The following is a 25,896-nucleotide window of genomic DNA, read 5'->3' as shown; positions in this document are numbered from 1 at the left end:
GTGACATGAGCGGGTCGTGAACCCGAGGAGAAAGACCAGATGTTCGACGTGATCATTGTCGGCGGCAGCTATGCCGGTATTTCTGCCGGCCTGCAGCTGGCGCGGGCGAGGCGCAAGGTGTTGGTGATCGACGCCGGTGTACGGCGCAACCGCTTTGCACGCAGCTCCCATGGCTTTCTGGGGCAGGATGGGCGTGACCCGGCGGTAATCGCCGATCAAGCACGCCAGCAGTTGCTGGCCTACCCCACGGTGCAATGGCTGGCGCGTTCAGCGGTGTCGGCGGCCAAGGAGGGCGACGGGTTCCGGGTCACGCTTGATAGCGCCGAGCAGTTCGGCGGCAGGCGCCTGATCCTGGCAACGGGCGTCGTGGATGAGCTGCCGGGCGTACCGGGCCTGGCTGAGCGTTGGGGCCATAGCGTCTTCCACTGCCCGTATTGCCACGGCTTTGAGCTCAACGGGGGCAAGATCGGCGTACTGGCGGCGTCGCCGGTGGCGATTCATCACGCCATGATGCTGCCCGACTGGGGGCCGACTACGTTGTTCCTCAATGGCGTGTTTGAGCCCGACGCCGAGCAATTGGCCCAGTTGGCAAGGCGAGGGGTGCAGGTAGAGCGCGAAGCGGTGGTGTCGATTGGTGGGGAGCGCGCCGCTGTCAGCCTGGCCAGCGGCCGGGTCGTCGAGCTGGCAGGGCTGTTTACCCAGCCGCATACGCAAATGGCCAGTTCGTTGCCTGCGCAGCTGGGGTGCGCCTTTGAGGAGGGGCCGATGGGGGCGTTCATCAAGGTGGATGCCATGCGCGAAACCAGTGTACCTGGCGTATTCGCCTGCGGCGATGCCGCAGTAGCGGCGGGGAATGTGGCTATCGCGGTGGGCGAGGGGGCGCGCACAGGCGGTGCCGCCCACCATTCGTTGATATTCCGCTAGTCGGCGGCGTGCTGGGCGAAGCGTTTGCGGTACTCCGCCGGCGTCACACCCACGTGCCGCACGAACGCCCGGCGTAAGGTGTCGGCATTGGCAAACCCGCACAAGGCAGCCACCTGCTTGGGTGGCTCGCGCCCACCCTCCAGCCGCGCCCGTGCAGCATTGACCCTGGCCAGCTCGACCCAGGCCGCCGGGGTCATGCCGACATCATGCTGGAACACCCGGGCGAAGTGCCTGGGGCTGAGCCCCACCCGGGCAGCCAGGCTGGCAATGTCGTGGGCCAGCGCCGGGTTGGCTGCAACGAAGCGCTGCAGGCCTTGCAGGGCTGAGCGCCCGACGGGTGAGGTGCCACCCTGGCGGCTGAACTGCAACTGCCCACCCGGGCGCTTGAAATACATCACCAGTTGCCCGGCCACTTGCCGGGCTACCTCCCGCCCCAGGTCTTCTTCCACCAGGGACAAGGCCAGATCCAGCCCGGCCGTCACCCCGGCTGCCGTGCGCAGCTTTCCGTCGTGCACCTGGATGGCATCGGCCTCCACCTGCACCAGGGGATAGCGCTCGGCCAGCGTCTGCGCTACGGCCCAGTGGGTCGTTACCCGGCGTGCGTCGAGCAAGCCGGCGGCAGCCAGCGCGAATGCCCCGGTGCACACCGACCCATAACGCCGGCAGGCGCCGGCACGCTGGCGCAGCCAGTCGAGGATACCGGGCCGCAAATACTGTTCGGCAGCGTTCGGGGTTCCGGCGATCAGCAACGTATCGAACGCTTCCAGGTCTTCGCCTATCCAGCCATCGGCCAGCAGGCGAGTGCCGGATGAGCTCACCAGCGGGCCGGGTTCGCACGCCAGCAACAACAGGCGATAGGCATCGTAGCCGACCTGGCGATTGGCCTCGGCAAATACGTCGAGCGGGCCGCAGGCGTCCAGCAGCTGAACGCCGGGCATCGCCAGAATGGCCAATGTCAGTGAGGGTGTTGGCATGTGGGTTCCAGGTATCGGACTGCAAGTCCGTATTACCGCGACAATGGCAGGATATGGCGTTATAAGTCAATTGAGGACATAGGTGCACGCCAGCAGACTGGGCAGGTCATTCACCCACCCAGGAGCGATCATGTCTTCATCCATTGCTGGTATCGCGCTGCCCGACAGCGCCATGGCCCGTGAAATCACCGAGCTTGTGCGTGACACGGCGTCCCCTCTGTTGTTTCACCATTCCAGCCGGGTGTTCTATTTCGCCGCCCTGACGGGAGAGCGGCTGGGGCTGAAGTACGACAGCGAGTTGCTGTACGCAGGCTGCATGTTCCACGACATGGGCCTGACCCACACCCACAGCAGCGCCTGTTGCCGTTTCGAAGTCGACGGGGCCAACGCTGCCCGCGACTTCCTCCAGCGCCACGGTGTCGACGAACGCGATGTCGAGCGGGTGTGGACGGCGATCGCCCTGCACACCACGCCCGGCATTCCTGAGCACATGCATCCGCTGATCGCGCTGGTGACCGCCGGGGTCGAAACCGATGTGCTGGGCCTGCACCATGACGGCCTCAGCCCGGCGCTGCGCGATGCGGTGGTGCAGGCGCACCCGCGCGGGGCGCAGTTCAAGGAGGCCATCATCCAGGCGTTCTACGAAGGGATTCGGCACAAGCCGCAAACCACATTCGGTAACGTCAAGGCCGATGTGATTGCGGACAAGGACCCGGCCTTCCGGCCGGGCAATTTCTGCAGTGTGATTCGCCAGTCGTGCTGGCCTGATTGACCGCGTTGGCACGGGCATGATCGCCACGGCACCGGGGTTGCCGGTGTTCGCGGGGCAAGCCCGCTCATGGAGCAAGTCATAACTATCTGAATTAAAAGAGAATCCTGTGGGAGCGGGCTTGCCCGCGAACACCGGCGAAGCCGGTGCCATCCACCTCATCGCCTGCTTCGCGGGCAAGCCCGCTCCCACAGGGGATTGCAGCCCGCAGGGCTGGGTGATCTCCTACAGGGCATCGCCTACAGCACTTGTGGATTCGCCACGTTGATCGGCGCCCCTTGGGCAAACGCCAGCACATTGTCGAACGCATCGCCAAAGTACAGCTCGTAGCCATTCTTCTCCACGTAGCCCAGGTGCGGTGTGCACAGCACGCGCGGGTGGCGCAGCAGGGGGTGGCTGGGGTCGAGTATCGGCTCCTGCTCGTAGACATCCACCGCCGCATAACCCGGCCGCCCGTTGTCGAGCGCCTGCAGCAGGGCGCCGGGGGCGATCAGCTCGGCGCGGCTGATGTTCACCAGCAGTGCGCTGGTTTTCATACGCGACAGGTCATCGCAGGTCACCCCGTGGCGGGTGCTGGGCGACAGGCGCAGGTTGAGGCTGAGGATATCCGACTCGGCGAAGAACGCCTCCCGCGAAGCCGCCGCCCGGTGCCCATCCGCCTCGGCCTTGGCGCGGCTGGCCTCGCTGCCCCACACCAGCACCGGCATATCGAAGGCCTGGGCATAGCGCGCCAGGCGTTGGCCGATCTTGCCGTAGCCCCAGATGCCCAGCACCTGGCCGGCCACCGCCTGGCCCAGGTTGACCTGCCAATCGCCCTGGCGGAACGCATCGATCGCCGGCACCAGCTGGCGCCGGGCGTTGAGCATCAGCGTCCAGGCCAGTTCCGCCGGCGCCACCGGTGAACCGCGCCCCTCGGTCACGACGATGCCGCGCGCCGTGCAGGCGTCCACATCCAGATGGCCGGCAACCTTGCCGGTCTGGCTGATCAGCTTGAGCTTCGGCAGCCGGTCGAGCAGGGCGGCGTCGATGCGCGTGCGCTCGCGGGTGAGTACCAGTGCCTCGGCATCGGCGAAGCGGCTGGCCAGTTCATCCAGCGAGGCCGGGCGCTGCTGGTGGAACACCTGGACCTCGTGGCCCGCCAGCTTGCTGAAGCAGTCGAGGGAGCGGATTACGTCCTGGTAGTCGTCGGGAATGGCGATGCGCATGGTGGTCGGCCCTGGTGGTGGGTTGGCGATGGGGCTGTTGTTGGGGCAGCAAAGTCAATGATGGCAGACAACGGCCAGATGCACTTCTGGAAGATGTGCGTTAGGAGACCTGTAGGAGCGGGCTTGCCCCGCGAACACCGGCTTTGCCGGTGCCATGCACCGCGTTGCCTGCTTCGCGGGGCAAGCCCGCTCCTACAGATATTTGATTGAACAAAGAACCCGGTGGGGTCAGGCGGGCCTGGCCCGGCGCTGAACGACACCGGCCAGGCACTTGAGTACCAAGCCCAGGACCACCGCCACCGCGGCACTGACGAAAATCGTCTCGTGCCCGGCGCCCTGTTGCTGCAGGGCCACGAAGGCCGGCGCCAGCGCCGCTGCGGCCACCTGCAGGATGCTGACCCAGGGCGTCAATGTACCCCGTGGGTCATTGGTGGTGATCGCCCCCATGTAATACGTCAGCGCCAGCACCCAGCCGAAGTTCATCAGCAGCAGCGCCAGGCACAGCCAGTTCGCATCCGGCGTGAAGCGCGCCAGCATGCCGATCGACACCAGCACCAGCACCGACCCCAAACCGATCATCGGCCCACGGCTCACCCGTGCGCCCAGCACGCTGGGCAATGCGCCGCCGGGCAAGCCGCCAAGAATCCCCAGGCCAAATGCCCAGCCCACGTCCACTGCGCCAATGCCGCGTTCGCGGGCCAGCTGGTCGACGAAGCCCCAAATGCAGTAGATCGCCAACTGCAGGCACAGCATCCCCAGCAAGGCATAACGGCCCAAGGTTGCCGAGCCGAGCCCGCTGCCTGCCACCTCAGCTGGCGCCTCACGGTGCAGCCGATGCGGAATGGCCAGCGCCGCCAGGGCAATCAGCACGAACCAAAACCCCAGGGTCGCCACCGCGCCACGGTTGCCGAGCTGCTCGGCCAGCTGCGGCAGGCAGGTGGCATACAGGGCAAAGACGGCGGTCTGGATCAACAACGACAAACCGTAGGAGCGGTCTTGCCCGGGCAAGCGCCCCAGCCCACTGACCGCCCCGGCATACAGCACGCCGGCCGCCAGGCCACAGGCCAGGCGGCACAGCACCAGCGCGCCCAGCGAGCTCAGCGCGGCACTGGCCAGGTTCAGCGCCAATGCTGCCAGCGCCGCGCCAAGGTAAAGGCCGCGCCCGCCGAAGCGGCGCCCCAACACAGGCAGCAGCAGGCAGCCCAGCAGGGTGCCGGTCATTTCGCCGGACAGGACCCAGCCTTGCTGGCTCAGGTTCAGGCCGAGCCGTTCGGCCACCAGGCCGATGAAGATCGGTTGCACGCCAATGATGATCAAGGCCGTGGCGGCTATGTAGATCAGCGCGGCACGCAGCAGCAGGGTGTTGTTATTGTTGTGCATGGCAATTTTCCGGGTGAAGCAGGGCGGTCAGGGTCAGGCGTGGGGGAGGGTGCCTGCGTCGTGGGTGATGCGGCCGTTCATCAGGGTTAGCGCCACGTCGGTCTTGCCGATCTGGTAGCGGTCGAGTTCGAACAGGTCCTGCTCAAGAATGATGATGTCGGCGCGCTTGCCAGCGGTGATCGAGCCGATCTCCTGTTCCAGCCCCAATTGGTAGGCACCGTTGAGGGTGTAGGCGGCAATCAGCTGCGGGATGCTCAGGCGCTCGTCGGCATCGGGCATCACCGGCGCGTTGGGCTCGCCGCTGAGCTGGCGGGTATGGCCCGACTCGATGTGCTCCACCGGCTTGTGCTGGCAGCGGCATTGGCAAACCAGCCCGTCCATGCCGATCGACACGGTTACGCCTTGGTCGATGAAGGTGCGGAACTTGTACATCGAGGCCCAGCGCTTGAACCCGTACGACTGCTGGATCGCCTCGGCGTAGGCATCGACCACGCCCCATTGCAGCTGGGTGTTGGCCATGACGCCGATGCGCCGGAAGCGCGGGATGTCGTCGCTGTGGGTGAGGAAGGCGTGGGTGATCACGTGGCGGCGATCACGGGGTGGGTTGTGGGCGAAGGTGCGTTCGAACACGTCCAGCGCCATGCGCACGGCGCCGTCGCCCACGGCATGCACCATCACGTCGATGCCGGCGGCGTCGGCGGCGCGCACATGGCGCTCGAACACCGCCTCGGGCATGGTCGTGGCGCCGCAGTGGGGTTTGTCGCAGTAGGGTTCGAGCAGGAATGCCGTGTGGTTCAGCTCGGTGCCGTCGAGCATCAACTTAAGGGTTTGCGCCTTCACCAGCGGTGAGTCGTAGCGGCTGCGCAGGTCTTGCAGGATGGGCAGCGGATCATCCTCGGTGCCCATGTTGATGTAGCTGCCGACCACGCGCAGCTTCAGGCGTTGCTCGCGCTCCAGCTGCTGCAGGGTTTCGTACAGCAGCGCCTGGTCGCCTGCCGGGTCGAGGAAGCCTGCGTCAAACACCGTGGTAATGCCGGCGGCCACCAGTTTTTCCTGCCAGAAGGGAATCGAGCGCAGGTACAGGTCGATACCGGTCGGCAGGTAGCCGGCTTCGCTCAGGCGCTGCATCAGCAGCGAATAGGCCGCGCAGTCGACGATCACCCCTGTCGGCTCGCCGCTGACCGGGTCTTTCTCGAACCAGCTGGCGCCTTCCTCTACGGGTGGGGTGTCGCGGTCGATGCCGGCAGCAGTCAGCGCGTAGGAGTTGACCCACATGGTGTGGTAGTCGGTGGACAGCAGGCACACCGGCTTGTCTGGGCAGATGGCATCGAGCGCTTCGCGGCGCAGCAGCTCGGGTGGCATCAGCGGCTGGATCCAGCCCATGCCGGTAATGGCCTTTTCCTGCGGGTTGGCGTCCACATAGCGCTGCAGCAGGGCCAGCACCTGCTGTGGGTCTTCATGGTTGACCAGGGCCTGGAAGGCGAACGCAGTGCTGGAGAAGTGCCAGTGCGATTCGACGAAGCCGGGCAGCACCAGCTTGCCGCCCGCGTCGATCAGGCGCGTGGCGCCGGTGGCGTAGGCCATGACACGGGCGTGGTCGCCCACGCAGAGAATGTGCTCGCCTTGTACGGCGACGGCATCGGCCCAGGGCCGGTGCGGGTCCACGGTGTAGATGCGGGCGTTATGGATGATGAGGTCTGCTGCGGTGCTCATGGCGGCTCCCTGGGTCAAAATGCCGCGCTAGTGTTGTGTCGGTTAAAAACTTTAGTCAATAAAATATTTTTGTGAATTGGCTTTGCTGTATGCTGGGCAGCGAATTCACAAGACAGGGGGCGATGTGAGCGGATTGCGCGAGCAGCAGAAGGCGATGCGCCGGGAAACGATCAGCCGTACGGCGCTTGGCCTGTTCGAAGCCCAGGGCTTCCAGACCACGACCATGGAGCAGATTGCCCGCCTGGCGGCGGTGTCGGTGCCGACGGTGTTTGCCTATTTCGGCAGCAAGCAGGAAATACTGCTGGAGAAGCTGCGCGAGGCTGACCACCGTGCGGTGGCACAGGTGCGCCAGCGGCTGGCGGAGTTCGACACTGCCCTGGATGCCCTGTGCTGTTACGAGGCGCACCTGACCGAGTACGCCTTCGAGGTGCTACCGGCGCCGCTGTGGCGGGAAATCCTTCCACCGCTGTTGCCGTTGCTGGGCCCCCACCAGCAGGAGGTGCCGCAGGCGTATAAGCGGGTCAACGATGCGCTGGTGGCGGAGTTGGTGCGCCTGCTGCAGGACCTGTGTGACAGCGGCCAGCTGCGCCCTGACCTGGATGTGGCCTATGCGGCATTCCTGATCAATGACTACGGCCATTTGCAGCTGTTGCGCCTGTGCAATGCCGAGCCCCTGGAGCTGGCGGGGCACCGCGAGGAGGTGCGGCGGTTCATGGCCTTCCTGCTGAGCGGCATGCAAGGGGGACGGTAGTTCCCGCACTCTCTGTAGGAGCGAGCGTAGCTCGCGATGGGGCGCGCAGCGGCCCTAGGATTTGAGCTTCGCGGCCGATAACGCCGGGGCTGCTCTGCAGCCCATCGCGAGCTTCGCTCGCTCCTACAGGGAGGCCTCGTTCAATCAGGCCCCTGCGCCCAACGGCCACCCTTGGTGATGCTCCACCAGAAAATCCACGAACACCCGCACCCGTGCCGGCATCGTCGGCCCACCGACGAACACCACATGCAACGGTTCCTGGTCCCCCGGGTTGTAGTCTTCGAGCAACGCCACCAACTGGCCGCTTTGCAAGGCATCGGCCACGGTAAACAGCCCGATCCGCGCCACCCCCGCACCCAGCAGGGCCAATTGCGCCAGGGCCTCGCCGCTGCTGCATTCGATATTCCCGGCCACCTTCAGCGAAAAGCCCTCGCCATCGCGGCTGAACGGCCAGTCCATCGCCGCCCTTCGGAAGTTGAAGCGCAAACAGTTGTGCCGCGCCAGGTCTTCCGGCACCTGCGGCGTGCCGCAGCGCTCCAGGTACTGCGGCGACGCCACCACCACCTGCCCAGTATGGCCGATGCAGCGCGCGCTCAGCGAGCTGTCGGGCAACACGCCGAAACGCAGCGCGACATCGGCCTGGCCGCCGTGAATGTCAACGATCTCGTCGCTCAGGGTCAGGTCCACCAGCACCTGCGGGTAACGCGCGCTGAACGCCGTCAGCAGCGGCACCAGGGTCAGCCGGCCATGGCCCAGCGCCGCGCTCACCCGTAGCCGTCCGCGTGGCACGCCCTGGTCGGTGATCGCTTCTTCGACTTCAACCAGGTCCGCCAGAATGCGCCGCGCCCCACGCAGGTAGGCCTCGCCTTCGGTGGTCAGGGTAATCGCCCGGGTGGTGCGCAACAGCAAGCGGGTGCCCAGGCGCTGTTCGGCGCGGGCAATGATGCGGCTGACCGCCGACGGCGTCAGCCCCAGTGCCCGCGCTGCGGCCGACAGGCTACCGGCATCCACCACCTGGGCGAACACCTCCATTTCTCCAGAGCGGCCGTTGTAATCCATTTGTGCCTCATACGCAAAGGTGATTGCCGAAAAAGCGGTCTAGTGCGTTCAAGGCGCTGATCGTAGCATTCCCGTCATAGATAAGGAGCTTTCCCCATGCGTATAAATCCCCCTCTCGTGGCGCTGGCCATCGGTGCCTTCGGCATCGGCGTCACTGAATTCGCCCCCATGGGCATGTTGCCCAGCATCGCCGCCGACCTCGGCGTGTCGATTCCCGCTGCCGGCCTGCTGGTCAGTGCCTACGCCGTTGGCGTGCTGATCGGCGCGCCATTGATGACCCTGGCCACCGGCAAGGTTCCGCGCCGTTACCTGCTGATCGGCCTGATGGCGATCTTCACCCTGGGTAACCTGCTGTCGGCGCTGGCCAGCGACTACCAGAGCTTGTTGGTTGCGCGCATTGTCACGTCGCTCAACCATGGCGCGTTCTTTGGTGTCGGCTCGGTAGTGGCGGCCAGTGTGGTGCCGCCGGAGAAAAGGGCCGGGGCGGTGGCCGCGATGTTCATGGGCCTGACCTTGGCCACCATCGGCGGCGTTCCCCTGGCCACCTGGTTCGGTGAATTGTTCGGCTGGCGCACGGCGTTCTGGGGCATTGCCGGCCTTGGGTTGGTGGCCATGGTGTCGCTGTGGTTTGCGCTGCCCGACCTGCCGCTGCCCAAAAGCGGCGGGGCGATGGCCGAGATCCGTGTGCTGGGCCGTGGGCCGGTGTTGGCGGCGCTAGCGCTGACGGTGGTCGGCTCCAGTGCGATGTTCACCGTGTTCACCTATATCGCGCCGATTCTGCACAGCCAGGCCCAGGCCTCGACCCCCTTCATCACCGCCATGCTGGTGCTGTTCGGCATCGGCTTGACCCTGGGCAACCTGTGGGGCGGCAAGGCGGCGGACCGTTCGATCGAACGAACCCTGCTGGTTTCCCTGGCGGTGTTGGTCGCGGTGTTGCTGGTGTTTCCGGCGACCTTGGGCGGCTCACTGCCGACCGCGGTGGCGATCCTGGTGTGGGGTATTGCCAGCTTCGCCCTGGTGCCGCCGCTGCAAATGCGCGTGATGGAAGCCGCCAAGGACGCACCGAACCTGGCGTCGGCGGTGAATATCGGGGCGTTCAACCTGGGTAACGCGATTGGCGCGGCGCTGGGTGGGGCGGTGATCAATGCGGGGCTGGGGTATCCAGCCGTGTCGTATGCCGGTGCCGGGATGGCGATGCTGGGGCTGGTGTTGACCTTGGCCTGGCGTGCGCGGCCTGCAGTGGCTGTAGGGCCGAGCGCCGCTTAGCGGCGCATCGCGAGCTGCGCTCGCTCCTACCGGGGATCATGCATGCATACGCCGCCCCCGTAGGAGCGAGCGCAGCTCGCGAATGGCCCGCAAAAATAACCCCCCTTGGCTCCGTCACTCTGCGTAAATTATAATAAGTCCCATTTACGCCGCCCCTCGCCGAGCCGCCCTCCCATGATCGACACCGCGTCGCCCTCGCAGCCCACCCTGCCGGCCCTGTACCGCGAGCACCGCGGCTGGCTGGAGGGCTGGCTGCGCCGGCGCCTGGGCAATGCCTGGGATGCCGCTGACCTCAGCCAGGACACCTTCCTGCGCGTGCTTGCCAGCCCCCAGCCCCTGGCAGACATTCGCGAACCCAGGGCCTACCTGCTTACCATCGGCAAGCGCCTGCTGTGCAACTTCCACCAACGCCGCAGCCTCGAACAGGCCTACCTCGATGCCCTGGCGCAATTGCCCGAGCAAAGCCTGCCTTCTCCCGAACAGCGCTGGATCCTGCTGGAAACCCTGCACGCCCTCGACGAACTGCTGGACGGCCTCAAGGCCCCCGTGCGCAAGGCCTTTCTCTGGAGCCAGCTTGAAGGCCTGGGCTACGCCGAAATCGCCGAACGCCTGGCCATTTCCGAACGCACCGTCAAACGCTACATGGCCCAGGCCTACGAGCATTGCCTGCTGGCGCAGCTGTAATGCCCGCGCAACCCGCTGATGCACGCGCCGTAGTACGCGCGGCTGCCCGCTGGCTGGCACTGCTGGAGTCAGGTGGGGCCAGCCCGGCAGACCTTGAGCGCCTTGCCCAATGGCGTGCCAGCAGCAGCCAACACGAGAACGCCTGGCAGCAGGCGCAATTGCTGCGCCAGCGCTTCGCCGACCTGCCCGGCGAGCTGGCCATGGCCACCCTCGACCGCCCGCAGCCCAGCCGCCGAGCCTTGCTCAAGCAGGCCCTGGGGGTTGCCGCACTGGTGCCGACGGCCTGGTTGCTGGGCCGGCAGTTGCCGCTGGAGGCCTGGCGCGCCGACGTGCACACCGCCGTGGGCGAGCGCAGGCAGCTGACCTTGAGCGATGGCACCCGCCTTCAGCTGAACACCGACAGCGCCGTCAACATCGACCTCGCCGCCCAGCGCATCACCCTGGTGCGCGGAGAGGTGGCGGTGGACGTACCCACTGCCGTCAGCCTTGCGCTGCAGGTGCCGTATGGCCAGGTCACGCTCAGCGGCGCCGAGGTTTGCGTGCGCCTGTTCGATGAGTCCTGCCGGGTGTCGGTGGCCGCAGGTAGGGCGACCGTGCAGCCCGGGCGCGGTGCTGCAACCACCTTGCAGGCAGGCCAGCAGGCCAGCTTGCGGGCAACCGGCCTTGGCCCGGTCAAGCCCTTGGACGAACTGCTGCTGGGCTGGCGCGAGGGCGTACTGCGCCTGGATGACCGGCCCCTGGTCGACCTGCTGCTTGAGCTGCGGCGCTACCGGCCCGGCCTGTTGCGCTGGGCACCGGAGCTTGCGCAGTTGAAAGTGACCGGCACCTTCCGCCTCGACGACACCGACCGGGTGCTGGCGCTGCTGGCGGCCAGCCTGCCCGTGGAGGTGCATGCACGCACCCGTTACTGGGTAACACTGGCCCCGCGAGAAAAGCGTGCCTGAGTGTGTCCCCTTTTTTTTTCTCACCGGTCATTACCGGTAGAAGAACACAAGGGGAGCCGTCTTCAATGCCAGCCGTAACACCATTCCGCCTGATCCCGCTCGGGTTCGCGATCAGCCTTTGCCTGCACGCACCTGCCTGGGCAGACCAACAAGCCCGCCGCCATTTCGAAGTGCCCGCCGCCAGCCTGGGCGCGGTACTTACCCGTTTCGCTGACCAGGCCGGTGTCAGCCTGTCGCTGGACCCGGCGCTGGTCAGCGGCCAGCAGAGCACTGGCCTGTCTGGCAACTACAGTGTCGAGGAAGGGTTCCTGCAACTGTTGCGCGGCAGCGGCCTGCGCCTGCAGCCGGTGGGCGAGGGCGCCTATACCCTGGTGCCGGCCGCGCACGGTGCCGGCGCCCTGGAAATCGCCCCGACCACCATCGTCGGCGGCCAGGCCCCTGGCAGTGATGCCCAGCCCTACGCCGGTGGCCAAGTCGCGCGCAAGGGCTCGCAGGGGCTGCTCGGGGCTCGCGACTTCATGGAAACGCCGTTCAGCATCACCACCTACACCAGCGACCTGGTGAAGAACCAGCAAGCCCGCACCCTGGGCGACCTGATTGGCGCCGACCCGTCGGTGCGCGCCACCAACCCGGCAGGCGGGCGCTTCGAGCAGTTCACCATTCGGGGTTTCAGCCTGTTCAACACCGATGTGTCCTACAACGGCCTGTACGGCATCCTGCCTACCTATTCCATCGACATGGAAATGGCCGACCGCGTCGACATCATCAAGGGCCCCAGCCAGCTGATCAACGGTATCTCGCCGCGGGGCAGCGTCGGCGGTGGCATCAACGTGGTGCCCAAGCGTGCCGGTGACACGCCGATCACCGAGTTCACCGGCAGTTATGCCTCAGGCAGCCAGGTGGGCGGAGCGGTGGACATAGGCCGGCGCTTCGGCGAAGGCGAGCAGTTCGGCTTGCGTTTCAATGGCGTGAAGCAGGCCGGCGATACCGAATGGGACCACCAGCGCGTCGACCGCCAGATGGCCGTGCTGGGCCTGGACTTTCGTGGTGAGCGCTTGCGCCTGTCGGCCGACCTGGGCCACACCGAGCGCGACACCGATGCCCCCCAGGAGCGCGTGTTGGTAGGGGCCAACGCCCAGGTGCCGAGTGCCAACCACGTGCGCCACAACTATGCCCAGGCCTGGAGCAAGGCGCGCACCGAGGACACCTTCGGCGCGTTCAATGCCGAGTACGACATCAGCGATTCGCTGATGGCCTACGGCGCGGTGGGGGCGCGCAAGAGCAACCACGACTTCCTCCGGCACAATGTGTCGGTGGTCAACGATGCCGGCGATTTCACCGTGCAGCCTCGCGACTTCACCCGCGACGAGTCGGTACGTACCGCCATGGCGGGGCTGCGCAACTGGTTTCATACCGGGCCTGTCAGCCATGAACTGAACCTCGCCGCCACCTACTTCTACATGGACTTCACCAACGGTGGCGCTCGCTATGCGTCGGCGCCGAGCAACCTGTACCAGCCAGTCGCCACGCCCACGCCCGGCACGCCGACCCGTACCGATGCCAAGGTGTACACCGAGAACCGTTTTTCCGGCGTCGCCCTGGCCGACACCCTGGGCTTTTTCGACGACCGCCTGCTGTTGACCCTGGGGGCCCGCTGGCAGCGTGTTCAGGTGGATGACTGGAGCAATGGGGTGAAAGGCGATACCGCCTATGACGAGGAAAAGGTGTCGCCTTCGGGCGGTGTGCTGCTCAAGGTCACCGAGCAACTGTCACTCTACGCCAACTACATGGAAGGCCTGAGCCAGGGCAAAATCGCCCCGTCGACCTCGGTCAACGAAGACCAGGTATTCCCGCCTTTCATCAGCCGCCAGGTTGAGGTGGGCGCCAAGTATGACTTTGGCCGCGTCGCCGTCACGGCCAGTGCCTTTCGCATCCGCCAGCCAGCCTACGAAACCAACGCTACCTCGCGGGTGTTCGGCCCCAACGGCAAGCGCGACAACCGCGGTATCGAGCTGAGCCTGTTCGGCGAGCCGCTGGACGGCGTGCGCGTGCTGGGTGGGGTGATGTATATCGACAGCAGGCTGACCGACACCGTCAACGGCGCCTTCGACGGCAACCGCGCCCCGGCCACGCCCGAATACAACGTCAACCTGGGCGCCGAGTGGGATGTGCCCGGGGTCAAGGGGCTGACGCTGACCGCCCGTGGCATTCACTCAAGCTCGCAGTACCTGGACCAGGACAACAGCAAGCAGATCGATGGCTGGGAACGCTTCGACGTTGGCGCGCGCTATGCCTTCAAGGTCGACAGCACCCAGGTGACCCTGCGGGCCAGCGTCGAGAATGTGCTGGATGAGCGCTACTGGGCCTCGGCGGGGGCCTCGGATGACAGCGAGCCAGGGCTGACATTGTCGACTCCGCGAACCTACCTGCTGTCGGCCACGCTTGGCTTCTGAATTGCGCGCCACCCCCTGGTAGGAGCGAGCAGAGCTCGCGATGGGTCGCGCAGCGGCCCCAGGGCTTCAGCTTCGCGGCTAACAACGCCGGGGGCTGCTGTGCAGCCCATCGCGAGCTGCGCTCGCTCCTACCGGGAGCTGCGTCGGCGTTTGGAAGTGGGGCAGGGCAAACCGTTGCGCCCGTGGGCAAGGTAGCCCGGGCGCGCACGGTGATCGAAGAAGCCCTACCCAGTATCCGTATCCTGCCCTCAGGAAAGGCGCGCCGTGCTCACGGTGATGAAGCCCTTGTTCTGCACGGCAATGCGGATCACCGTCTCGTCGGCCGGGGCCTTTCGCTTGCGCTTGATGCACACGCCTTCCAGGGCAACCGCCTTCATGTGATGGCTGATGGCGCGCCCGCAGGGGTCGAAGAACATCTCGCTGGCCAGCAGCTCGATGCGCTCCACCAATTGCCGGGTGTGCTCGTCGGTGGCGCAGAAAAACATCACCCCGGACAGGTGCGGGTCGCCGTCGGGGTTGCAGACTTCATGGGCCATCAATTCGCGCAGGGTGCTGCGCAGTTCGGCGGTGGTGTGGGTGTGTGGGTGCATGCGCAGCCTCCTCAGAATCGCGAGTACCGAGCATGTGAGCACCGGCCTAGCGCGACAAGTAAGATGCGTCCGTGCTTGCCGTGGGAAATGTCCGAGCGTAGAGCACAGGGGCCGTCGAAGTATTGATACGGCACAAGGCTTGGGCAGATTTGCACGCCGACCGGGGAGGGCCTTTAACCGTGGCCTGCGTATCCCTCATAAAAGCGTGCTTCCCTGCGCCTCGCCAGTCACGGATAATCGCCGAAATCCAAAAAATACTCCGTGAGCCCCCATGAGCAACCCCGTAGCCCCCCTCAGCCAGCCTGAACCCTCGGCTACGCGCCAACCGCGTAAGAACAACCCCGAGAAAACCCGCGAGGACATCCTCCAGGCCGCGATCAACGAATTCGTCCAGCAAGGCCTGGCGGGCGCCCGCGTGGACGCCATCGCCGAGCGCACCGCCACCTCCAAGCGCATGATCTACTACTACTTCGGCAGCAAGGAGCAGCTGTATGTCGAGTGCCTGGTCAAGCTCTACGGCGATATCCGCAAGACCGAACAGAGCCTGGACCTTGAATCGCTGCCGGCCGAACAGGCCATCTGCCGCCTGGCCGAGTTCACCTTCGACCACCACGACCGCAACGTCGATTTCGTGCGCATGGTCTGCACCGAGAACATTCACTACGGCGAGTACGTGAAGAAATCCCCGGAAATTCGCGAAATGAGCAGCCTGGTGCTGGACGCCCTGGGCAGCACGCTCAAGCGTGGCGTGGAGGCGGGGGTGTTCCGCCCAGGGATCGAGGTGATCGACCTGCACATGCTGATGAGCTCGTTCTGCTTCTACCGGGTGTCCAACCGCCACACCTTCGGTGACATCTTCCAGATCGACCTGGCCGCAGACGAGGTCAAGCAGCGCCACCGGCAGATGATCTGCGACGTGGTGCTGAGCTACATCCGCGCCTGAACCCGCCTATTCGCCCAGCCGTTGCTCACGCGACGGCGGGTAGCCGAAGTAGGCCGCATAGCACTTGCTGAAGTGCGACACCGAGACGAAGCCGCAGGCCACTGCCACCTCCATCACCGACAGGTCGGAGTATTGCAGCAGGCGGCGGCTTTTGGTGATGCGCAGCTCCATGTAGTAGCGCCGCGGCGAGGTGCCCAGCTGGGCCTGGAACAGGCGGTCGATCTGCCGCCGCGAGCGGCCACTGTAGGCCGCCAGCTGGTCGAGGCTCAGGGTTTCCTCAAGGTTGTTTTCCATCAGCTCGACGATGGTGCGCAGGTGCAGGCTCATGGACTTCTTGGCGCCGGGGCCGACCTGGCGGTAGCGCGCGCCCGAGAACGAAAGAATTTCTTCAACGCCTTCGGCCAGGCCGTCGCCGTACAGGCGCCGCACCAGGCCGAGCATCAGTTCCATGGCGCCATTGGGGCTGGCGGCGCTCAGGCGGTCGCGGTCGAGGGTGAAGCTGGCCGGGGTGATGCGGGTTTGCGGGCTGCGCTCGGACAGGCTGGCGCGTTGCTCGGGGTGAATGCTGCAGCCGTAGTCGTCCAGCACACCCGCGCGGCCGAGGAACCAGGCGCCATTCCACAACCCGCCCAGGGCCATGCCGTGGGCGGCGCAGTCGTCCAGCAGGCGGTCGAGTTCGGGGTACTTCAGCGGGGTTCGCAGGCCGCCGCAGACAATCAGCAAGTCAAGTTCCCGGAGTTCTTCGGCGGATAACTCGGTGGCGACCAGTTCCAGGCCCAGGTCGCTGAGCACGCGGTCGCCGTTCAGCGACAGCGGCGTGAAGCGGAAGCTGTCGGCGCGCAACAGGTTGGCGGTAACCAGCACGTCCATGGCCACGGTGAAGCTGGCCATCGAGAAATGCTCAAGCAGAATGAAGTCGACCCGATAGGGGGCTTCGGGGCTGCCGGCGCCGGCCTTGAGCCGCAGCATGTTGCTGGTGCTGGTCTTCTTGCTGAACTGACGTGGGGTGGGCACTCTGAACTCCGCTTCCTGGCTGGCCCGCAGAGTGTGGCGGGAGCGTGCGGGAAAGACAATCACCCGTGGGTGCGTGTCGTATTGCAGGTCGCGTTGAGGCAAGTGGCAAATCGAAGTCGCAAGGCAAGCCCACCCCTGTAGTAGGAGCGGGCTCGCCCCGCGAAGAGGCGCGCACGGTCAGGCCAGGAAATCGGCAAACGCCTTGTCCTGCTCCAGCACGAACGGTAGTTTCTCGAACAGCAGCGCCAGGTCGACACCCTCGAACAGCGGCCCCCCCAAGGCGTCGTGCGCCTCATCGGTTGGCCCGCCATGCTGCTCCAGCGCATCGCACACTTCCATGGCCTGGGCAATCACCCGTGCATAGGGCTGGCCGTCCGGGGCCTGGTGCGGTTGGGCCTGGTAGCGGATGGCCGTAAGGATGGTCAGCGGCAGGTTCCAGCGTTTTGCCAGTTCCGCGCCCACCTCCGGGTAGCCGAAGCCCAGTTGCTGGGTTTCGCTGGCCGCGCGGCTGGTGGTGCCACTGGCGCCTCTGATGCGTGCGGCGTAATCCGGCGCGCCGGTTTGGATCAACAGTTCGCCGATGTCGTGCATCACCCCGCAGGTAAACGCCACTTCACCGTCAAGCCCGGCCTGGCGCGCCAGCAGGCGGCTGATGCTGGCGACCTGGAAGCTGCGGCCCCAGAACTGCTTGAGGTTGAACCCCGGCGCCGACTTGAACGCCCCGGTCACCGCCGAGGCCAGCACCAGCGTGCGCAGCACGTTGAAGCCCAGGCGCATGGCGGCGTCCTCGATGCTGGCCGACTCGCGTGCTCCCTTGAAGCGTGCCGAGTTGGCCAGGCGCAGTACCTTGGCAGCGATCACCGGGTCCCGTTCGATGCTGCGCGCCACCTTTTCGAGGCTTTCGTTGGGGTTGTCGAATTGCTGGACCAATTCCAGGGCGACCTGGGGGATGCTGGGAAGACTGTGCAGCTCTGCAAACAGCGTAGAGATATCCATGGCTAGGCGCTCTTCGTCCGGTGGAGAACTTTAAGATAGGCAATTTTTCGCCGTCTGCACGCCGGTTTACGCCTGCCTTGATCCTGCTGGGCGCGGCAAATCCGAATGAACCCTCGCCGTTTGCTATAACCATAGTAATGACACGCCAACGGGAGAGTGCTCATGGAAATCGGAACGATCTGGATCATGGTGGCAGCCTTGGTCATCTTGCTGGAAATCTTCGCCATCTGGCACATCATCGGCAGCGAACGTCGGGCCGAACGCAAGATGCTGTGGATCGTGTTCGTGGTCTATGCGCCGTTCCCGGGATTGTTGTTCTGGATATGGCGCGGGCCGCGGGCGGTGAAGGGCAGGGCGGTGCTGCACGAAAAGTGAAGGCTCGGCATCAGGCGCACAGCGCCTGATGCGCATTGGGTTTACTCAGGCAGGATGTTCAGCTCCATCGCCGGGGCCAGGCCGCTGACCAGCAGGCTGCTCTTGAACGCCACGTGTTTGTCCACCGCCAGCTCCTTGAACGCCTTGCGGATGCCGTTGCGTACCAGGGTACGCGCTTCGCGGCGCTTGGTTTCGCTGTCGCCGGGCGCCAGGGTCACCTCGCCAAGCAGGGTGGTTTCGATATGCTCGACCGTGTCCCAGCCCATTTTGTTGCGCATATGGCTGCGGGCTTTTTCGGCGTGGGGCTCGTCCTGGTGGGTGAGCGGGTTGATGGTGTAGGAGAGTTGGAAGGAGTAAGACTTGCTCATAGTGGTTCCTTTACAGTGCGGTAATTGGCCTCCGTGCCGGAACCTGCACTGTACGAGGCCAGGGGGCCTGTGCCTACAGACGCGGTGTTGAAGCGCACAGGCGCCGGCTGCGAAATTTCCTACAACTGGCCTTGACCTCGACTTAACTCAAGGTCCCAGACTCGGGCGCTCAATCACACCAAGGAGCGTCCCATGACCCAGGTTTTCCAACTGTCCAACCCGCCGGGGCTGTACGACCCCAGTGGCAATGCCTATTCCCATGTGGCCGAAGTCACTGCCGCCAGCCGGCTGCTGTATGTCGCCGGGCAGGGCGGTGAGGATGCCCAAGGGCGGCTTTCGCCAGACTTCGGCGAGCAGGCGCGCCAGGCGCTGGCCAATGTGCAGGTGGCACTGGCGTCGAAAGGGGCCGAGCTGTCCCAGGTGTTCAAGTTGACCTTGTTGATCGTTGACCACAGCGAGGCGCGGTTGCGGGCCTGGGTGGCGGAGGCGGACCGGGCCTGGGGTGGGCACATGAAACCGACCTGCACCTTGATCCCGGTGCCGCGCTTGGCGCTGGATGGAATGCTGGTGGAGATCGAGGCGGTGGCGGCTATCGTGTAAGGCAAGGTCGGCCTCATCGCGAGCCAGGCCCTGCACGTTCCCCGTAGGAGCGAGCGCAGCTCGCGATGCGACCTGACAGGCACAAACATCATAGAATGGCACTTTGACCCCGAGCCACCCCCATGCCCCCCATCGAGCTGCTGCAAACCACCCCCGACCAGGCCGAACTGATCCGCAACCTCTACCAGTTCTACGCCTATGAATCCTCCGACTGGGAGCAAGAGGACGTGGAGGTGGACGGCCGTTTCTATATCCACGAAGACCATCTGCAGCGTTACTGGCACAGCCCCGGCTGGAGTGCCAACCTGGTGCTGGTCGATGGTTTCATCGCCGGTTTCGTGCTGGTCGAGGGCTGCGAACTGCCTGGTATCGACGCGTTGGAGCTGGCCGACCTGTTCATCCTCAAACGCTATCGCCGCCAGGGCATCGGCCGCGCCGTGGCGCAGGAATTGTTGGCCAGCCCCGGCGACTGGCTGCTGCGCTGCTATGCCCAGGACCCCGTAGCAGCAGCCTTCTGCAGGGCGGCAGTGGCCGGCTTGCTGCGCCCGGTGCAGCAGGTGGTGCTCGACGATGACCCGCAACTGCTCACCTTCCGCATCACCTCGGCCTTGCACTGACGTTCCAGTAAAATACTGTGAACCACTTCACAAAATACGCTCACCCGGCATAATGCCAGCACCGCTTTTCAAGACCCGGCCGCGCTGGCACGGGGTTCTTATTCGTGCACGCCGCAGGTTCAGGTAAATTTCATGTCGCTAGTCGCAAGCCCCGACATCATGTACCGGCTGTTGATCCAGAGCGTGGTGGACTATGCCATCTACCTGCTCACCCCCGAGGGTATTGTCGCCAACTGGAACCCGGGCGCCCAGCGCGCCAAGGGCTACCGCGCCGAGGAAATCGTCGGCCAGCATTATTCGCTGTTCTACAGCGAGGCCGAGCGCGCCGCCGGGCTGCCCGCGCAGAACCTGGAGCAGGCCCGCAGCACCGGCCGCTTCGAAGAAGTCGGCGCACGCCTGCGCAAGGACGGCACGGCCTTCCATGCCCATGTGGTGATCGAGGCCGTGCGCGATGACCACGGCCAGCTGGTGGGCTTTGCCAAGGTCACCCGTGACATCTCCGAACGCCGCCGACAGGAGCTCGAACTGCTGCAGGCCAAGGAGCTGGCCGAGCAATACAGCCAGGAAATGGCCAACCTGTCGCAGTTCCTCGATTCGGTGATTGCCAACATCCCCGCCAGCGTCATCGTCCAGGACCTGCAAAGCCAGCGCATCCTGCTGGCCAACCAGCAGGCCGAGCGCCTGTTCGGCGGGCGTGGCAAGCCGATGATCGGGCACACCCCAGGCGAGTGCCTGGCACCGGCTGCCGCCGACTACCTGGAAACCCAGCTCAGCCGCGGCGCCCGCAGCACCAAGGGCTTTGCCGCCGAAACCCGGGTCGACACCGCCTGTGGCCCGCGCACCCTGCGCAGCCGCGCCCTGCTCAGCCAGAACTGCGAAGGCCAGGCCGACTACGTGCTGTTCGTGGCCGAGGATGCCACCGAGGAGCTGGCCGCCCACGCCCAGATCCACCACATGGCCCACCACGATGCGCTCACCGGCTTGCCCAACCGCACGCTGTTCAACGAACGCCTCAAGCAGGCCCTGGTGCGTGGCCACGAGCATGAAAAACTCACCGCCGCCCTGTGCCTGGACCTGGACAATTTCAAGAACATCAACGACTCCCTTGGCCATGCCTTCGGCGACAAGCTGCTGCGTGCCCTGGGCAAGCGCCTGCGCCGCGAGCTGCGCGAGCACGACACCCTGGCGCGCCTTGGCGGTGACGAGTTCGCCGTGGTACTGACCCACCTGGACAACCGCGACGCCGCCTGTAACACCGCCCAGCGGCTGATAGACGCCATTTGCCCGCCGTTCCAGATCGAAGGCCACCAGTTCTCGGTTGGCGTCAGCATCGGCGTGGCCATTGCCCCGGACGACAACGACCACGCCGAGCAGCTGCTCGGCTATGCCGACATGGCGCTGTACGAGGCCAAGCGCAATGGCCGCAACCGCTACGAGTGCTTCAACGTCGAGCTGGATGTGGCCGCACGCCAGCGCCGCTTGGTGGAAACCGACCTGCGCACCGCGCTGCACCTGGGCCAGCTGCACCTGCACTACCAACCGGTCGTGGATCAGCAGACCAACAGCGTGACCGGCTACGAGGCGCTGCTGCGCTGGGAGCACCCCACACGCGGCATGGTCATGCCGATGGACTTCATTCCGATTGCCGAGGAAACCGGGCTCATCCACGAACTGGGCATCCGTGCGTTGAACCTGGCGTGCCAGGAAGCGGCCAGTTGGGGCACCGAGCAAACCGTGTCGGTGAACCTGTCGCCGGTGCAGTTCAAGAATGCCAACCTGGCCCATACCGTGGCCCTGGCCCTGGCCGACTCGGGGCTGGCGCCCCAGCGCCTGGAACTGGAAATCACTGAATCGGTGCTGCTGGGCAACAGCGAAGAGAACGTGCGGACCTTGCGCGCCCTGAAAGACCTGGGCGTGTCGATTTCCCTGGACGATTTCGGCACCGGCTATTCGTCGCTGGGCTACCTGCGCTCGTTCCCGTTCGACCGGATCAAGATCGACAAGTCGTTCGTGCATGACATGTGCGAGAGCCGCGAGGCGATGTCGATCATCCGCGCAATCACCGAGCTGTCCAACAGCCTGATGATCAAGACCACGGCCGAAGGTGTGGAGTCGGAGGAGCAGATGCGCCGGCTGAGGGCCGAGGGCTGCTCGCACTTCCAGGGCTACCTGTATGGGCGGCCGGCGCCGGCCAGCGAGCGGTTGAAGCAGGTGGTGGGGCCTGACTGAAGGGCCTCTTCGCGGGGCGAGCCCGCTCCTACAGGGGCGTGTGTAGGCGCGGGCTTGCCCCACGAAAGGGCACGGTCAGGCCTCAGCTATTCCAATCAGGCGCAAAATCCGGGCTGACCACCCGCTGATCCTTTGGCAACCCGGCAATCACGGCGCGGTCCTGGTCATCCAGCCGCACCTCAAGCGCCGCCAGGTTGGCCAGCTGGTTCTCGCGGCTGCTGGCCTTGGGAATTGCCGCCACGCCGTCCTGGTCCAGCAGCCATTTCAGTGCCACCTGGCTGGGCAGCACCCCATGCTTGCGTGCGATCGCCTGAATCTCCGGCCGCGCCGCCGCCTGGCCACGGGCCAGCGGGGTGTAAGCGGTCAGCAACAGGTCATGCTGGCGGGCATAGTCGAGCAGCGGCTTTTGGCCCAACAACACATGGTATTCCACCTGGATGGCCGACAATGGCGCGCCCAGTTCCTCGACCACCTGGCGCAGCAGGCCGAGGGGGAAGTTGGCCACGCCGATCTGGCGCGCCTTGCCTTCGTCGCGCAGGGCCACCAGGGCCTCGATGCTGCGCGGCAGGTCCCAGTCCTTGCCCGGCCAGTGGATATGGAACAGGTCGACCTGCTCGGTGCCCAGCGCGCGCAGGCTGTCTTCCAGCGACTGGCGCATGGCCTTGGGCGCCAGGCGGTCCCACCAGACCTTGGTGGTCAGGTGCACCTGTTCACGTGGCACGCGGCTGTCGCGCAGGGCCTGGCCCACGGCGGCTTCGTTGTCGTAGGCGGTGGCGGTATCGATGTGCCGGTAGCCCAGTTCCAGGGCCTGGTGCACAGCGGCCGTGCATTGGGCACCGGTCATCGGCCAGGTGCCCAGGCCGATGCAGGGCAGGTCCAGGCCGGTGCGGGTGGTGAGCCTTTGCATGAAAACTCCTTGTTCGGGTGCGAGGTTGCCTGGCCGATGGTGCGCGCTTTGGCGAGCGGCAGCCATGTGCCAGCGGGAAAAAGTGGTCGATCAGCGAACGAATTACAAAACACCCCCGGCAACCTGGGCTTTTGATCTTCCTTAAGTCGTCGTATCTCTTCTAGAATTCCGCCTGTCGCACCTGCCCCTGGCGCAGCCTTTCGCCGCGCCGCCATCGAGATCGCCATGAGTTCCAGCACACCGCTGTCCGGAGTCAACCAACCCCTGCGTGGCATTGCCCTGGTGGTGGTGGCGACGTTCCTGTTCGCCAGCCACGATGCCTTGTCCAAGTACCTCGGTGGGTTGTACCCGATCGTCATGGTGGTGTGGGCGCGCTATGTGGTGCATACCCTGCTGATGGCGGGCATCTTCTTGCCCAAGTCCGGCCTCAACGTGCTGCGTACCCGCAGGCCCGTGCTGCAAACCCTGCGGGCATTGAGCCTGCTCAGCACCAGCCTGCTGTTCACCACGGGCTTGCAGTACCTGCCACTGGCCGAGGCCACCTCGGTCAACTTCCTCGCTCCGGTGCTGGTGACTGCGCTGTCGGCGCCGCTGCTCAAGGAACGGGTCACCACGGGGCAGTGGGTGGCGGTAGTGCTGGGCTTTATCGGCGTGCTGGTGGTGGTGCACCCGGGCGGTGCGATGTTCACCCCGGCGATCCTGTACCCGTTCGGCTCGGCGCTGGGGTTCTGCTTCTACCAGTTGCTCACGCGCATCCTGGCGGCGTATGACAGCCCGACCACCAGCAATTTCTATGCGGGGTTGTGCAATACCTTGGCGATGAGTGCGCTGGTGCCGTTCTTTTGGGAAGTGCCACGCTGGGACCATGCCTTGCTGATGCTGGCGCTGGGCGGCTTCGGCATGAGCGCGCACCTGCTGCTGACCCAGGCCTTCCGGCATGCCGCGCCGGCCTTGCTGGCGCCGTTCAGCTATTGCCAGATCGTGTTTGCCGGGTTGCTGGGGTTCGTGATCTATCGCCAGGTGCCGGATGATGCGAGCTTGCTGGGCATTGCCATCATCTGCCTGAGTGGGCTGGGCGCGGCCTGGATGCAGCGCAGGAAGTGACACCTCCTGCGCCTGTAGGAGCGAGCAGAGCTCGCGATGGGCTGCAACGCAGCCCCGGCATCCTATGCCGCGAAGCCGAAAACCTGGGGCCGCTGCGCGCCCCATCGCGAGCTACGCTCGCTCCTACCAGGGCCGGCAACAATCCGCGAAAGGGCGGTCAAATCCTACCCCTTGATCAGCCCCTGCAACGACCTGTCGAAATCCCGCAAGGCTGCAGCCTGCACCGCCTGTTCATCTTCCACCACCCGGGCGACATCCCCCAGCGGCTTCTGGGCGCGCCCTTCGGCGCGGCCAATGTAAGTCAATTGGTCATCGAAGAACCGCGCCACCACCCGGCTTTCGATATCGCTACTGGCCAGCCGGCTCTGGGTATCGAGCAGCACGATGACATCCGGGTGGTCGGCCAGCAGGGTGTCCAGGTCCTCATAGAACGTCACCTCGGCAAACCGCTGCGCCAGCGACCGAGCCAGCCAATCGTAGGCTTGGCTGCCGCCGTTGAGGGTGGCGACCGGGACCTTGCCGTTGGCTGGCTGTTTGGCTACATCGCCACGGTGCTGCTGCAGGTAGTTCAGCGTCGCTGCGCTGTCCCGGCCCAGCAGCACGGCCACATGCTGCCCCGGTGCCAATGAAACGTCGGAAAGGGCCGTGGCCGAATAGAAATGACCAGCGGGCTGGGCGCCCACTTGCGGGGTAGGCGCTGCGCATCCGCCAAGGGCAGCGAGCAGGGCCAGCAGGGCAGCGATCATGCCGGATTTCATGGTGGACGCCTCGTCGGTCAGTGAATGCCACCATCTTCCGCCGCGCCGGCGCCGGGCGGAACTTGATGGCCTTCATGGTGGTTATCGACGGGATCGATGCATCACTGGGTGGCCATGAAATGCAGGATACGCTCGCGCAGCCAGCGTTCGGCCGGGTCGTTGTCCTGGGCGCCGCTCCACACCATCGACAACTCCGCCTCGGTGATCTCGAACGGCGCCGGGTCGGCCCGCAGGCTGCCATCGTCGGCCAGGGCGCAGGCGGCGTAGTCCGGCACGGTGGCGATCAGTTCGGTGTTGCGCAGCAGCGCCCGCAGGCTGCCGAACTGCGGCACCGCCAGCACCACCTTGCGGCAGCGGCCAATGCGGGCCAGGTCCAGGTCGATATTGCCGCTCATGTCGCCGGAGAACGACACCATCACATGGGGCCGGGCGCAGTATTCGTCGAGGGTCAACGGGCCTGGGCGGTCGTCGGCGCGCAGCACCCGCACGCCGATATCGCGCAGCTTGCGGCGCTTGGCGGTGGCGGGCAGGTCGGTGGTGTAGCTCACGCCCACGGAAATCTCGCCGCTGGCCAGCAGGCCCGGCATCAGCAGGAAGTTGGCCCGGCGCACCACCACGCTGATCTCGGGGGCTTCTTCGCGCAGGGCCTGGAGCAGGGCGGGGAACAGGCCGAACTCGGCATCGTCCGAAAGGCCCAGGCGGAATTGGTTGCAGCTGCTGGCCGGGTCGAAGTCGCGGGCGCGGCTGATGGCCGAGGAAATCACGTCCATCGCCGGGCCCAACTCGGCGAAAATCTGCATTGCCCGCGGCGTCGGTTCCATGGCGCGGCCGCTGCGAATCAGCAGCGGGTCATCGAACAGCTCGCGCAGGCGGGCGAGGGCGGCGCTGACGGTGGACTGGGTGATGAACAGCTTTTCGCCGACGCGGGTCAGGTTGCGTTCGATCATCAGGGCTTCGAAGAGCACCAGCAGGTTCATGTCGACGCGGCGCAGGTCGTTGCGGTTCATGGGCGCTTGGGTTCCGGGGGTGAAGGGTTGGCGGTGTATTGAAGCACGGCGCTGGCCTGCTTGCCTTGTATGGATGTGCCGGCCCTGTCGCGGGGCAAACCTGAAAGAGCCAACCTATCACCCCTCAATACTGCCTCTATTAGACCTCTGCCCAAGCTCGGCTAGTCTTTCCCCTGGCCCCGCGATTTGCGCGTGCGGGCGGCGTGCCAGCACCTACGTGCAAGACCCCGCCGCCTTCAGCGTGACAGCTTCGCAAGCCCCACGTC

General features: G+C 65.6%; 25 protein-coding genes. 13 read left to right on the top strand and 12 right to left on the bottom strand.

The genetic code is table 11. The features are described 5' to 3' along the window. The first annotated feature begins 39 nt into the window (after positions 1–39). Positions 40–924, top strand: coding sequence for an NAD(P)/FAD-dependent oxidoreductase (locus tag F3J45_RS00170; RefSeq protein ID WP_167055348.1), 885 nt, complete (start codon positions 40–42; stop codon positions 922–924). Here F3J45_RS00170 and F3J45_RS00165 read toward each other — a convergent pair. Beyond that, the gene (locus F3J45_RS00165) at positions 921–1,898 is read right to left on the bottom strand and encodes a GlxA family transcriptional regulator (protein ID WP_167055345.1); all 978 of its coding nucleotides are present in this window, start codon (positions 1,896–1,898) and stop codon (positions 921–923) included. The two genes, F3J45_RS00170 and F3J45_RS00165, sit on opposite strands and share 4 nt — an antisense overlap. Before the next feature lie 130 nt (positions 1,899–2,028). Here F3J45_RS00165 and F3J45_RS00160 point away from each other — a divergent pair, with 130 nt between their 5' ends. Continuing rightward, complete coding sequence (locus F3J45_RS00160; RefSeq protein ID WP_167055343.1) at positions 2,029–2,670, top strand: HD domain-containing protein; 642 nt, start codon at positions 2,029–2,031, stop codon at positions 2,668–2,670. 236 nt (positions 2,671–2,906) lie between these two features. Here the strand turns inward: F3J45_RS00160 and F3J45_RS00155 are convergent, their stop codons facing one another. The 3 genes from F3J45_RS00155 to F3J45_RS00145 form a co-directional block, all read right to left on the bottom strand. Further along, the gene (locus tag F3J45_RS00155; RefSeq protein ID WP_167055340.1) at positions 2,907–3,872 is read right to left on the bottom strand and encodes a D-2-hydroxyacid dehydrogenase family protein; all 966 of its coding nucleotides are present in this window, start codon (positions 3,870–3,872) and stop codon (positions 2,907–2,909) included. 228 nt (positions 3,873–4,100) lie between these two features. Further along, positions 4,101–5,252 (bottom strand): MFS transporter, encoded by a 1,152-nt coding sequence (locus F3J45_RS00150; RefSeq protein WP_167055337.1) that lies wholly within the window; start codon positions 5,250–5,252, stop codon positions 4,101–4,103. Between the two features lie 33 nt (positions 5,253–5,285). Further along, on the bottom strand, positions 5,286–6,965 hold the full coding sequence (locus F3J45_RS00145; RefSeq protein WP_167055334.1) for an amidohydrolase: 1,680 nt from the start codon (positions 6,963–6,965) through the stop codon (positions 5,286–5,288). A 124-nt stretch (positions 6,966–7,089) separates the two neighbouring features. On the opposite strand from F3J45_RS00145, the gene F3J45_RS00140 reads away from it, so the two are divergent. After that, positions 7,090–7,716 (top strand): TetR/AcrR family transcriptional regulator, encoded by a 627-nt coding sequence (locus F3J45_RS00140; RefSeq protein WP_167055331.1) that lies wholly within the window; start codon positions 7,090–7,092, stop codon positions 7,714–7,716. Positions 7,717–7,860: 144 nt separating this feature from the next. Here F3J45_RS00140 and F3J45_RS00135 read toward each other — a convergent pair whose 3' ends face one another. Further along, positions 7,861–8,775: a LysR family transcriptional regulator gene (locus F3J45_RS00135; protein ID WP_167055328.1), complete on the bottom strand. Its 915-nt coding sequence runs from the start codon at positions 8,773–8,775 to the stop codon at positions 7,861–7,863. Between the two features lie 96 nt (positions 8,776–8,871). Between F3J45_RS00135 and F3J45_RS00130 the strand changes: the two genes are divergently transcribed. From F3J45_RS00130 to F3J45_RS00115, 4 genes are all read left to right on the top strand, one after another. Beyond that, positions 8,872–10,041: an MFS transporter gene (locus tag F3J45_RS00130; RefSeq protein WP_167055325.1), complete on the top strand. Its 1,170-nt coding sequence runs from the start codon at positions 8,872–8,874 to the stop codon at positions 10,039–10,041. Positions 10,042–10,215: 174 nt separating this feature from the next. Next, the gene (locus F3J45_RS00125) at positions 10,216–10,725 is read left to right on the top strand and encodes a sigma-70 family RNA polymerase sigma factor (protein WP_167055321.1); all 510 of its coding nucleotides are present in this window, start codon (positions 10,216–10,218) and stop codon (positions 10,723–10,725) included. Next, complete coding sequence (locus F3J45_RS00120) at positions 10,725–11,669, top strand: FecR domain-containing protein (RefSeq protein ID WP_167055318.1); 945 nt, start codon at positions 10,725–10,727, stop codon at positions 11,667–11,669. The genes F3J45_RS00125 and F3J45_RS00120 overlap by 1 nt, the downstream gene beginning before the upstream one ends. A 65-nt stretch (positions 11,670–11,734) precedes the next feature. Continuing rightward, complete coding sequence (locus F3J45_RS00115; protein ID WP_167055313.1) at positions 11,735–14,122, top strand: TonB-dependent receptor; 2,388 nt, start codon at positions 11,735–11,737, stop codon at positions 14,120–14,122. Between the two features lie 248 nt (positions 14,123–14,370). On the opposite strand, the gene F3J45_RS00110 is transcribed toward F3J45_RS00115, so the two are convergent. Continuing rightward, complete coding sequence (locus F3J45_RS00110) at positions 14,371–14,712, bottom strand: hypothetical protein (protein WP_167055310.1); 342 nt, start codon at positions 14,710–14,712, stop codon at positions 14,371–14,373. A gap of 271 nt (positions 14,713–14,983) precedes the next feature. Here F3J45_RS00110 and F3J45_RS00105 point away from each other — a divergent pair, with 271 nt between their 5' ends. Next, positions 14,984–15,655, top strand: a complete 672-nt coding sequence (locus F3J45_RS00105; RefSeq protein ID WP_167055307.1) for a TetR/AcrR family transcriptional regulator — start codon at positions 14,984–14,986, stop codon at positions 15,653–15,655. 6 nt (positions 15,656–15,661) lie between these two features. On the opposite strand, the gene F3J45_RS30440 is transcribed toward F3J45_RS00105, so the two are convergent. Both F3J45_RS30440 and F3J45_RS00095 read right to left on the bottom strand, forming a co-directional pair. Then, a complete protein-coding gene (locus tag F3J45_RS30440) occupies positions 15,662–16,669 on the bottom strand; it encodes a GlxA family transcriptional regulator (protein WP_167055304.1) in 1,008 nt (335 codons plus the stop codon). 177 nt (positions 16,670–16,846) lie between these two features. Continuing rightward, positions 16,847–17,665 carry an HDOD domain-containing protein gene (locus tag F3J45_RS00095; protein ID WP_167055302.1) on the bottom strand — a complete coding sequence of 273 codons (819 nt, stop codon included), beginning with the start codon at positions 17,663–17,665 and terminating at the stop codon, positions 16,847–16,849. Between the two features lie 162 nt (positions 17,666–17,827). On the opposite strand from F3J45_RS00095, the gene F3J45_RS00090 reads away from it, so the two are divergent. Continuing rightward, on the top strand, positions 17,828–18,040 hold the full coding sequence (locus F3J45_RS00090) for a PLDc N-terminal domain-containing protein (protein WP_167055299.1): 213 nt from the start codon (positions 17,828–17,830) through the stop codon (positions 18,038–18,040). A 41-nt stretch (positions 18,041–18,081) separates the two neighbouring features. Here F3J45_RS00090 and F3J45_RS00085 read toward each other — a convergent pair whose 3' ends face one another. Then, complete coding sequence (locus F3J45_RS00085) at positions 18,082–18,408, bottom strand: hypothetical protein (RefSeq protein WP_167055296.1); 327 nt, start codon at positions 18,406–18,408, stop codon at positions 18,082–18,084. 192 nt (positions 18,409–18,600) lie between these two features. On the opposite strand from F3J45_RS00085, the gene F3J45_RS00080 reads away from it, so the two are divergent. The 3 genes from F3J45_RS00080 (at position 18,601) to F3J45_RS00070 (ending at position 21,854) form a co-directional block, all read left to right on the top strand. Beyond that, positions 18,601–19,008, top strand: coding sequence for a RidA family protein (locus F3J45_RS00080; protein ID WP_167055293.1), 408 nt, complete (start codon positions 18,601–18,603; stop codon positions 19,006–19,008). A gap of 122 nt (positions 19,009–19,130) precedes the next feature. Further along, the gene (locus tag F3J45_RS00075; protein WP_167055289.1) at positions 19,131–19,625 is read left to right on the top strand and encodes a GNAT family N-acetyltransferase; all 495 of its coding nucleotides are present in this window, start codon (positions 19,131–19,133) and stop codon (positions 19,623–19,625) included. A 132-nt stretch (positions 19,626–19,757) separates the two neighbouring features. Continuing rightward, positions 19,758–21,854: a bifunctional diguanylate cyclase/phosphodiesterase gene (locus F3J45_RS00070; RefSeq protein ID WP_167055286.1), complete on the top strand. Its 2,097-nt coding sequence runs from the start codon at positions 19,758–19,760 to the stop codon at positions 21,852–21,854. A gap of 82 nt (positions 21,855–21,936) precedes the next feature. On the opposite strand, the gene F3J45_RS00065 is transcribed toward F3J45_RS00070, so the two are convergent. Continuing rightward, positions 21,937–22,761 (bottom strand): aldo/keto reductase, encoded by an 825-nt coding sequence (locus F3J45_RS00065; protein ID WP_167055283.1) that lies wholly within the window; start codon positions 22,759–22,761, stop codon positions 21,937–21,939. 225 nt (positions 22,762–22,986) lie between these two features. On the opposite strand from F3J45_RS00065, the gene F3J45_RS00060 reads away from it, so the two are divergent. After that, the gene (locus F3J45_RS00060) at positions 22,987–23,865 is read left to right on the top strand and encodes a DMT family transporter (RefSeq protein ID WP_167055279.1); all 879 of its coding nucleotides are present in this window, start codon (positions 22,987–22,989) and stop codon (positions 23,863–23,865) included. A 164-nt stretch (positions 23,866–24,029) separates the two neighbouring features. Here the strand turns inward: F3J45_RS00060 and F3J45_RS00055 are convergent, their stop codons facing one another. Next, a complete protein-coding gene (locus tag F3J45_RS00055) occupies positions 24,030–24,611 on the bottom strand; it encodes a hypothetical protein (protein ID WP_205300322.1) in 582 nt (193 codons plus the stop codon). Positions 24,612–24,724: 113 nt separating this feature from the next. Beyond that, complete coding sequence (locus tag F3J45_RS00050) at positions 24,725–25,630, bottom strand: LysR family transcriptional regulator (RefSeq protein WP_167055273.1); 906 nt, start codon at positions 25,628–25,630, stop codon at positions 24,725–24,727. Between the last annotated feature and the right edge of the window lie 266 nt (positions 25,631–25,896).

This window comes from Pantoea sp. Ap-967 (genome assembly GCF_011752565.1).
Taxonomy (GTDB): domain Bacteria; phylum Pseudomonadota; class Gammaproteobacteria; order Pseudomonadales; family Pseudomonadaceae; genus Aquipseudomonas.
This window is presented reverse-complemented; position numbering and strand designations above follow the sequence as displayed.

Excerpts from the sequence above, each read along its gene's own strand:
- F3J45_RS00135 (WP_167055328.1), bottom strand. The coding sequence starts at position 8,775 with ATGGATTACAACGGCCGCTCTGGAGAAATGGAGGTGTTCGCCCAGGTG.
- F3J45_RS00060 (WP_167055279.1), top strand. The coding sequence starts at position 22,987 with ATGAGTTCCAGCACACCGCTGTCCGGAGTCAACCAACCCCTGCGTGGC.
- F3J45_RS00065 (WP_167055283.1), bottom strand. The coding sequence starts at position 22,761 with ATGCAAAGGCTCACCACCCGCACCGGCCTGGACCTGCCCTGCATCGGC.
- F3J45_RS00120 (WP_167055318.1), top strand. The coding sequence starts at position 10,725 with ATGCCCGCGCAACCCGCTGATGCACGCGCCGTAGTACGCGCGGCTGCC.
- F3J45_RS00115 (WP_167055313.1), top strand. The coding sequence starts at position 11,735 with ATGCCAGCCGTAACACCATTCCGCCTGATCCCGCTCGGGTTCGCGATC.
- F3J45_RS00160 (WP_167055343.1), top strand. The coding sequence starts at position 2,029 with ATGTCTTCATCCATTGCTGGTATCGCGCTGCCCGACAGCGCCATGGCC.
- F3J45_RS00170 (WP_167055348.1), top strand. The coding sequence starts at position 40 with ATGTTCGACGTGATCATTGTCGGCGGCAGCTATGCCGGTATTTCTGCC.
- F3J45_RS00085 (WP_167055296.1), bottom strand. The coding sequence starts at position 18,408 with ATGAGCAAGTCTTACTCCTTCCAACTCTCCTACACCATCAACCCGCTC.
- F3J45_RS00105 (WP_167055307.1), top strand. The coding sequence starts at position 14,984 with ATGAGCAACCCCGTAGCCCCCCTCAGCCAGCCTGAACCCTCGGCTACG.
- F3J45_RS00070 (WP_167055286.1), top strand. The coding sequence starts at position 19,758 with ATGTCGCTAGTCGCAAGCCCCGACATCATGTACCGGCTGTTGATCCAG.
- F3J45_RS00080 (WP_167055293.1), top strand. The coding sequence starts at position 18,601 with ATGACCCAGGTTTTCCAACTGTCCAACCCGCCGGGGCTGTACGACCCC.
- F3J45_RS00150 (WP_167055337.1), bottom strand. The coding sequence starts at position 5,252 with ATGCACAACAATAACAACACCCTGCTGCTGCGTGCCGCGCTGATCTAC.
- F3J45_RS00155 (WP_167055340.1), bottom strand. The coding sequence starts at position 3,872 with ATGCGCATCGCCATTCCCGACGACTACCAGGACGTAATCCGCTCCCTC.
- F3J45_RS00110 (WP_167055310.1), bottom strand. The coding sequence starts at position 14,712 with ATGCACCCACACACCCACACCACCGCCGAACTGCGCAGCACCCTGCGC.
- F3J45_RS00090 (WP_167055299.1), top strand. The coding sequence starts at position 17,828 with ATGGAAATCGGAACGATCTGGATCATGGTGGCAGCCTTGGTCATCTTG.
- F3J45_RS00165 (WP_167055345.1), bottom strand. The coding sequence starts at position 1,898 with ATGCCAACACCCTCACTGACATTGGCCATTCTGGCGATGCCCGGCGTT.
- F3J45_RS00050 (WP_167055273.1), bottom strand. The coding sequence starts at position 25,630 with ATGAACCGCAACGACCTGCGCCGCGTCGACATGAACCTGCTGGTGCTC.
- F3J45_RS00055 (WP_205300322.1), bottom strand. The coding sequence starts at position 24,611 with ATGATCGCTGCCCTGCTGGCCCTGCTCGCTGCCCTTGGCGGATGCGCA.
- F3J45_RS00145 (WP_167055334.1), bottom strand. The coding sequence starts at position 6,965 with ATGAGCACCGCAGCAGACCTCATCATCCATAACGCCCGCATCTACACC.
- F3J45_RS00130 (WP_167055325.1), top strand. The coding sequence starts at position 8,872 with ATGCGTATAAATCCCCCTCTCGTGGCGCTGGCCATCGGTGCCTTCGGC.
- F3J45_RS00095 (WP_167055302.1), bottom strand. The coding sequence starts at position 17,665 with ATGGATATCTCTACGCTGTTTGCAGAGCTGCACAGTCTTCCCAGCATC.
- F3J45_RS00075 (WP_167055289.1), top strand. The coding sequence starts at position 19,131 with ATGCCCCCCATCGAGCTGCTGCAAACCACCCCCGACCAGGCCGAACTG.
- F3J45_RS00125 (WP_167055321.1), top strand. The coding sequence starts at position 10,216 with ATGATCGACACCGCGTCGCCCTCGCAGCCCACCCTGCCGGCCCTGTAC.